Here is a 6,000-nt window from a genome sequence, read left to right as displayed (position 1 = left end):
GTGCCCGGCGCCCGTCGTGCGGGGTCGTGCGGGGGCTCCCGTGGTGGTGTGTCCGCCACGGGGGTTTAATGTTTTCGTTTCGGGCCCGGGGGGACGGTCACGGGGTGCGGGGGGGTGCGCTGCCCGGCCGGCGCGGCGGATCCGGCCGGACGCCACCGGGGGACAACGTCTTTCTCTCGCTGAGCCCGGAGCGGGCCAAGATCCTGCTGTTCATCGCCGCCCGCACGGCCAGCTTCACGATGGTCACCGTGGTGGCGCTGGTATTGATCACGCTGTGGGCGGCCGGTAGCGGCATGACCGGTGCGTCCGGCGCGATCGCCGCGGGCTGGCTCGGCGTGCATCAGGTTCCGCTGGTGATCGGCAAGACCTCGCTGGGACTGCTGCCGTTGCTGCCGACCGCGCTGATGCTGTGGTCGGTCGCGCGCGACTGCGCGCGGGCGGTGGAGCCCGACGCCTCGCGCGCCGATCTCGGCTGGATCGTCGGCGCGGCACTGGCCGGGCCGCTGCTGATCACGGCGGTCTGCCTGGCGGTCGCCGAGGACGCGTCGGCCGTCGTGGCGCTGCAGCCGCCGGCGACCCTCGCGGCGTTCGGCTGGGTGCTCGGCCTGCATCTGGTCGCCGCGGTGGCCGGTATCGCGAGCCGACCGAATCCCTTGCGCGAGTTGGCCGTTGCCTACCTGCCCGAGTGGGTCGCGCCGGGCGCGCGGGCGGCGCTGCGGGCGACCGGGCGGCTGCTGGTGGTGGCGACCGCGCTCACGCTGATCTCGTTCCTCGCGCATTGGTCGCGCATCGGCGACACCTATGACGCCGCGGGCAATGTGGTCGGTGTGCTGGGCCTGACGGTGCTGTCCCTGGCATATCTGCCGAATGTGGTGATCGGCTCGGCGGCCGTGCTGCTCGGCGCCGAGGTGCACATCGGTACCGGCGGGCTGAGCGTGTTCGAGGTCTCCGGTGCGCCGGTGCCGGGCCTGCCGATCCTGTCCGCGGTCCCGGCCGGGCCCGCCGCCGGATGGTGGCCGGTGCTGCTGCTCGTCCCGGCGGCGATCGGCGTACTGAATGGAATCGACTGTGCCCGAACCTCGTACGACGAGGTGCGCGCGCCGTGGGCGACGTTGGCGTCGGCCGGTTTCGCGGCCCTGCTGACCGTCGTTTTCGGCGGACCGGCCGGTGGCGCGGTGGGGTCGTTCGGCTATCTCGGCCCCGCCCTGCCACTCGCGACCGTGCTGGTTTTCGCGTGGCTGGCGATTCCCGGGTATGCCGCCCTGGTCTACGCGCGGCGGTTCCTGCCGAATCTCGCACCGTCGGCGGCGTTCGGATACGACGAGTACGCGGATGACGACGAGGACGACTACGCCGGGGATTACGCCGAAAGCTACGACTACGACGAGCGCGAGGCCGACTACGCCGACGACCGGTACGCCGACTACACCGACTACCGCCGCGATACCGAGGTGGTCGAGGGCGAACTGGTCGAGGAGCAGCGCGCGCTCGGCGGCCGGATCGGTCCCGGCGCCGGCTTTGCCGACGAAACGGCCGACATTCTCGACGCCGAGGTGGTAGAGGCGGACCTGCCCGAAAGTCGCCGAACCGACGGTCGTTAGGCTCTACCGCGGTGGTTCTTTCGTGGCCGCCCCCTCCGGTAGACCCCGACACGCTGGGAGTAGAGCGCTGACGACCCCGCCCGCCCGCCTGGTGCCTCCGACGGCGCCCGCGACCGTCGTCGTGCTCGCCTCGGGCACCGGATCGCTGCTGCGGTCGCTCGTCGAGGCCACCGGACAGCCGGACTACCCCGCGCGTGTGGCCGCCGTCGGCGTCGACCGTGCCTGTGCCGCAACAGAACACGCCGAAGCCGCCGGCATCCCGCATTTCCGGGTCGCCGTGGCCGACCATCCCGATCGCGCGGCCTGGGACGTCGCGCTGACCGCGGCGGTCGCGGAGCACGAACCCGACCTCGTGGTGTCGGCCGGTTTCATGAAGATCTTCGGCCCGGCGTTCCTGGAGCGATTCGGCGGCCGGACTCTCAACACCCATCCCGCGCTGCTGCCGTCCTTTCCCGGCGCGCACGGGGTGCGTGACGCGCTCGCCTACGGGGTGCGGGTGACGGGATCCACCGTGCATCTCGTCGATGCCGGTGTCGACACGGGACCGATCCTGGCGCAGGAGGCGGTGCCGGTGCTACCGGACGACGACGAGGCGACCCTGCACGAGCGGATCAAGGTGGTGGAGCGACGGTTGCTGGCCGAGGTGGTGGCCGCCGTCGCGACCCGAGGCATTGTCTCCGATGGACGAAAGGCAGTTATCCCAGATGAGCGAGTTCTCCGGTGAGTGAGCGCAAGCCGATCAACAGGGCGCTGGTCAGCGTCTACGACAAGACGGGACTGATCGAACTCGCCACCGGGTTGCACGCCGCCGGCGTGGAACTGGTGTCGACGGGGTCGACCGCGGCGCGCATCGCCGGCGCCGGTATCCCGGTGACCAAGGTGGAGGACCTGACCGGTTTTCCGGAAACCCTGGACGGCCGGGTGAAGACGCTGCATCCGCGGGTGCACGCCGGCATCCTGGCCGACCTGCGCAAGCAGGAGCACGCCGACCAGCTGGCCGAACTCGGCGTCGAGGCGTTCGAACTGGTGGTGGTGAACCTCTACCCGTTCACCGAGACGGTGGCCAGCGGCGCCACTCCCGACGAATGCGTCGAGCAGATCGATATCGGCGGCCCGTCCATGGTGCGCGCGGCGGCCAAGAACCATCCGTCGGTGGCCGTGGTCGTCGACACCGGTGACTACGACGACGTGCTGGCCGCGGTGAAGTCCGGCGGCTTCGATCTCGCCAAGCGAACTACGTTGGCGGCCAAGGCATTCCAGCATACCGCGAGCTACGACGTGGCCGTGGCGAGCTGGATGACGAGCGTGCTGACGGCCGATCCCGCTGCCGCGCAGCAGTTTCCGGGCTGGGTGGGCGGCACCTGGACCCGCGAGGCGGTGCTGCGCTACGGCGAGAACCCGCACCAGTCCGCCGCGCTGTACGCGAACAACGACGGGCGCACCGGTCTGGCCCAGGCGACGCAGTTGCACGGCAAGGAGATGTCGTACAACAACTACACCGACGCCGACGCCGCCTGGCGCGCCGCGTGGGACCACAGCGCCGCCGCGGTCGCGATCGTCAAGCACGCCAACCCCTGTGGCATCGCGGTCGGCGCCGACATCGCCGAGGCGCACCGCAAGGCGCACGCCTGCGATCCGGTGAGCGCGTTCGGCGGCGTCATCGCGGCCAACCGCGAGGTGACCGTGGCGATGGCCGAGCAGGTCGCGGAGATCTTCACCGAGGTGATCGTGGCCCCGGCCTACGCCGACGGCGCGGTAGAAGTGTTGCAGCGCAAGAAGAATGTGCGCATCCTGGTCGCGAGCGAACCGCGGCGCGGCGGCGTCGAGCTGCGCCCGATCAGCGGCGGTGCGCTGCTGCAGCAGTCCGACATCATCGACGCCGAGGGCGACGATCCGGCCAACTGGACCCTGGTCGCGGGTGAAGCCGCCGACGCGGCAACCCGCACCGACCTCGAATTCGCTTGGCGCGCATGCCGAGCCGTGAAGTCCAACGCGATCCTGCTGGCGCACGACGGCGCCTCGGTGGGTGTGGGCATGGGGCAGGTGAACCGGGTGGACGCGGTGCATCTGGCCGTGCTGCGCGCCGGCGAGCGTGCCAAGGGTTCGGTCGCGGCGTCGGACGCCTACTTCCCGTTCCCGGACGGACCGCAGCAGCTCATCGCCGCGGGCGTGAAAGCCATTGTGCAGCCGGGTGGTTCGGTGCGCGACCAGTTGACCATCGACGCCTGCCGCGAGGCCGGTGTGACGATGTACCTGACGGGCGCGCGGCACTTCGCCCACTGAGTAGTTCGGCACCCTCCTCGAAAGACGAAGCCCTGCACGGAATCAGCGTTCCGCGCAGGGCTTCGTCTCATCCAGCCACCGGGCCTTCCTCATCCCGGCACCCGGGTTTCGCTATCCCAGCCGGGGCGGGGAGCGAGTCGAGTGGCTTGTGCCAGGGAACGTATCACCGGCCACACCGCCATTGTGTCAGATCATTTCGCTATAAATGCAGCACGATTCGGCGAAGTGATGTACATCACAAAGAAACTTCCCCGTGAAACCTTCATTTGTTCTTGCATTTGTGCTTTCGCCGTTTTTACCTGGCGCTGAGCACCTTTCGCTCACCGAGCGGTTGCTTCAGCGGCACCTCGAGCGTTCCGAAGACCGCGATCATCGTGCACATCCGACCGGCGGCCTCCGGTAGCGTCCCCGCGCGCAGTTCGACGGTGACCGTGCTGTCGGTCTCGGTGGTCGTCGCGTCCACGCCGTAGCATTCGGGCGAACCGATCTGGAAGTCGACCGCGATCCGGTCGGGAGCGACCCGGCTCCAGGAGTCGAACGGGATCGGCCGGGCGCCCGTGATCGCCGGGTTCGCGGTGAACATCCGGCCGGGCTGGGGCGGGTTCTGCTCGGTGGGAGTGCTCGGGCCCGAGGAGGTGGTGGTGCTCGTATTCGCTTGCGCGCCATCGTTGTCCGCGCCGCCGCAAGCCGCGGCCGCCAGGGTCGACAGCACCGCGGCCGCAGCGGCGAGGCGACGCGGTCCCGAGATCGGTTTCATGGCTGTTCACCCTAGTGGGCAGCGCGAACCCCCCGGCGCGTCGACACCGGGGGGTTCGGGTGGAACTCTGTTTCTCGGCCGGGATCAGCGGCTGGTGAAGGGCAGCAGCGCCATTTCGCGGGCGTTCTTCACCGCGATGGCGACCTGCCGCTGCTGCTGCGGGGTCAGCCCGGTGACGCGCCGGCTGCGGATCTTGCCGCGGTCGGAGATGAACGTGCGCAGCAGGTTCACGTCCTTGTAGTCGACGATCTCGATCCCGGCGGCGATGAGCGGATTCTTCTTCGGGCGGCGCGCCTGCTCGGCACGGACCTTTTTCGACGGTGCTCGCTTCACGGCCATGTCAGTATCCTTCCTCGGCATGCGTTCCGGGCCCGGCCTGGGTACGCAAGCTGCACGAGATCTGCGGTGGTCTACCAGCTCGATTTGTGCACACCGGGCAGCTCCCCCCGGTGGGCCAGCTCGCGCACGCGTACGCGAGAGAGACCGAACTTCCGGAGATGACCACGTGGGCGTCCGTCCGTGGCGTCCCGATTGCGCAATCGTACCGGACTGGCATCGCGCGGCAGCCGCTGCAGGGCGGCCCGCGCGGCGGCGCGCTGTTCCTCGGGGGTCGTGGGCTTGCGGATCAGTTCCTTGAGTTCGGCGCGCCGCTCCGCGTACCGGGCCACGATGACGGCGCGCTGTTCGTTGCGCGCGATTTTGGACTTCTTGGCCATGTCAGCGCTCCTCGCTGTGTTGAATTGCGCCGCCTCCGGCGTCGCGGTTCGCGGCCCCCTGCGGGCCGGGTCTTCCCTCCTCCGCTCCTCCGCTTCGCTCCCCCGCTCCGTCAGTCCAGACCCGACCCGGGTCCGCGAACTCGATGGTTGGCGTATGGGCCATGTCAGCGTTCCTCTCGGAAGTCGACGTGCTTGCGGATAACGGGGTCGTATTTGCGCAGCACCATGCGGTCGGGGTCGTTGCGGCGGTTCTTGCGGGTGACGTAGGTGAAACCGGTGCCGGCGGTGGAGCGGAGCTTGATGATCGGCCGGATCTCGTTGCGTGCCATCAGATCTTCTCTCCTCGCGCGCGCAGCCGGGCGACGACCGCCTCGATGCCGTCGCGGTCGATGGTCTTGATGCCCTTGGCGGACACGGTCAGCGTGATCCGGCGGCCCTCGCTGGGCAGGAAGTAGGTCTTGCGCTGGATGTTGGGATCCCAGCGGCGATTGGTCCGCCGATGCGAGTGCGAGACGGACTTGCCGAATCCCGGCTTGCGACCGGTCACCTGGCAGTGAGCCGACATAGGAGCCTCCTGTTTCCGATGGCGGTGCTCCCGGGTCGCGAGGACCCGTCGCTCACACCGCAATGACAATCATTTTCG

The 6,000-nt window shown here is 69.4% G+C and carries 8 protein-coding genes; 3 read left to right on the top strand and 5 right to left on the bottom strand.

Annotated elements, in window-relative coordinates:
- Positions 1–104: 104 nt before the first annotated feature.
- From QH470_RS02740 to purH, 3 genes are all read left to right on the top strand, one after another.
- On the top strand, positions 105–1,601 hold the full coding sequence (locus tag QH470_RS02740; protein ID WP_280270640.1) for a cell division protein PerM: 1,497 nt from the start codon (positions 105–107) through the stop codon (positions 1,599–1,601).
- Positions 1,602–1,692: 91 nt separating this feature from the next.
- Positions 1,693–2,325: a phosphoribosylglycinamide formyltransferase gene (gene purN, locus QH470_RS02735; protein WP_280270639.1), complete on the top strand. Its 633-nt coding sequence runs from the start codon at positions 1,693–1,695 to the stop codon at positions 2,323–2,325.
- Positions 2,322–3,884, top strand: a complete 1,563-nt coding sequence (gene purH / locus QH470_RS02730; RefSeq protein WP_280270638.1) for a bifunctional phosphoribosylaminoimidazolecarboxamide formyltransferase/IMP cyclohydrolase — start codon at positions 2,322–2,324, stop codon at positions 3,882–3,884. The genes purN and purH overlap by 4 nt, the downstream gene beginning before the upstream one ends.
- Positions 3,885–4,179: 295 nt before the next feature.
- On the opposite strand, the gene QH470_RS02725 is transcribed toward purH, so the two are convergent.
- The 5 genes from QH470_RS02725 to rpmB form a co-directional block, all read right to left on the bottom strand.
- Entirely contained in the window at positions 4,180–4,641 is a 462-nt protein-coding gene (locus tag QH470_RS02725) for a hypothetical protein (protein ID WP_280270637.1), read from the bottom strand.
- Positions 4,642–4,725: 84 nt separating this feature from the next.
- Positions 4,726–4,980 (bottom strand): 30S ribosomal protein S18, encoded by a 255-nt coding sequence (rpsR, locus tag QH470_RS02720; protein ID WP_040750662.1) that lies wholly within the window; start codon positions 4,978–4,980, stop codon positions 4,726–4,728.
- 71 nt (positions 4,981–5,051) lie between these two features.
- A complete protein-coding gene (rpsN, locus tag QH470_RS02715) occupies positions 5,052–5,357 on the bottom strand; it encodes a 30S ribosomal protein S14 (protein ID WP_280270636.1) in 306 nt (101 codons plus the stop codon).
- A 164-nt stretch (positions 5,358–5,521) separates the two neighbouring features.
- Positions 5,522–5,686, bottom strand: coding sequence for a 50S ribosomal protein L33 (gene rpmG, locus QH470_RS02710; protein ID WP_195100367.1), 165 nt, complete (start codon positions 5,684–5,686; stop codon positions 5,522–5,524).
- Positions 5,686–5,922, bottom strand: coding sequence for a 50S ribosomal protein L28 (rpmB, locus tag QH470_RS02705; RefSeq protein ID WP_280270635.1), 237 nt, complete (start codon positions 5,920–5,922; stop codon positions 5,686–5,688). The genes rpmG and rpmB overlap by 1 nt, the downstream gene beginning before the upstream one ends.
- Positions 5,923–6,000 lie beyond the last annotated feature (78 nt).

The sequence above is a fragment of the Nocardia wallacei genome, assembly GCF_029868745.1.
GTDB lineage: Bacteria > Actinomycetota > Actinomycetes > Mycobacteriales > Mycobacteriaceae > Nocardia > Nocardia wallacei_B.
This window is presented reverse-complemented; position numbering and strand designations above follow the sequence as displayed.

Coding starts and splice junctions, on each gene's coding strand:
- QH470_RS02725 (WP_280270637.1), bottom strand. CDS start 4,641: ATGAAACCGATCTCGGGACCGCGTCGCCTCGCCGCTGCGGCCGCGGTG.
- rpsR (WP_040750662.1), bottom strand. CDS start 4,980: ATGGCCGTGAAGCGAGCACCGTCGAAAAAGGTCCGTGCCGAGCAGGCG.
- rpsN (WP_280270636.1), bottom strand. CDS start 5,357: ATGGCCAAGAAGTCCAAAATCGCGCGCAACGAACAGCGCGCCGTCATC.
- rpmG (WP_195100367.1), bottom strand. CDS start 5,686: ATGGCACGCAACGAGATCCGGCCGATCATCAAGCTCCGCTCCACCGCC.
- rpmB (WP_280270635.1), bottom strand. CDS start 5,922: ATGTCGGCTCACTGCCAGGTGACCGGTCGCAAGCCGGGATTCGGCAAG.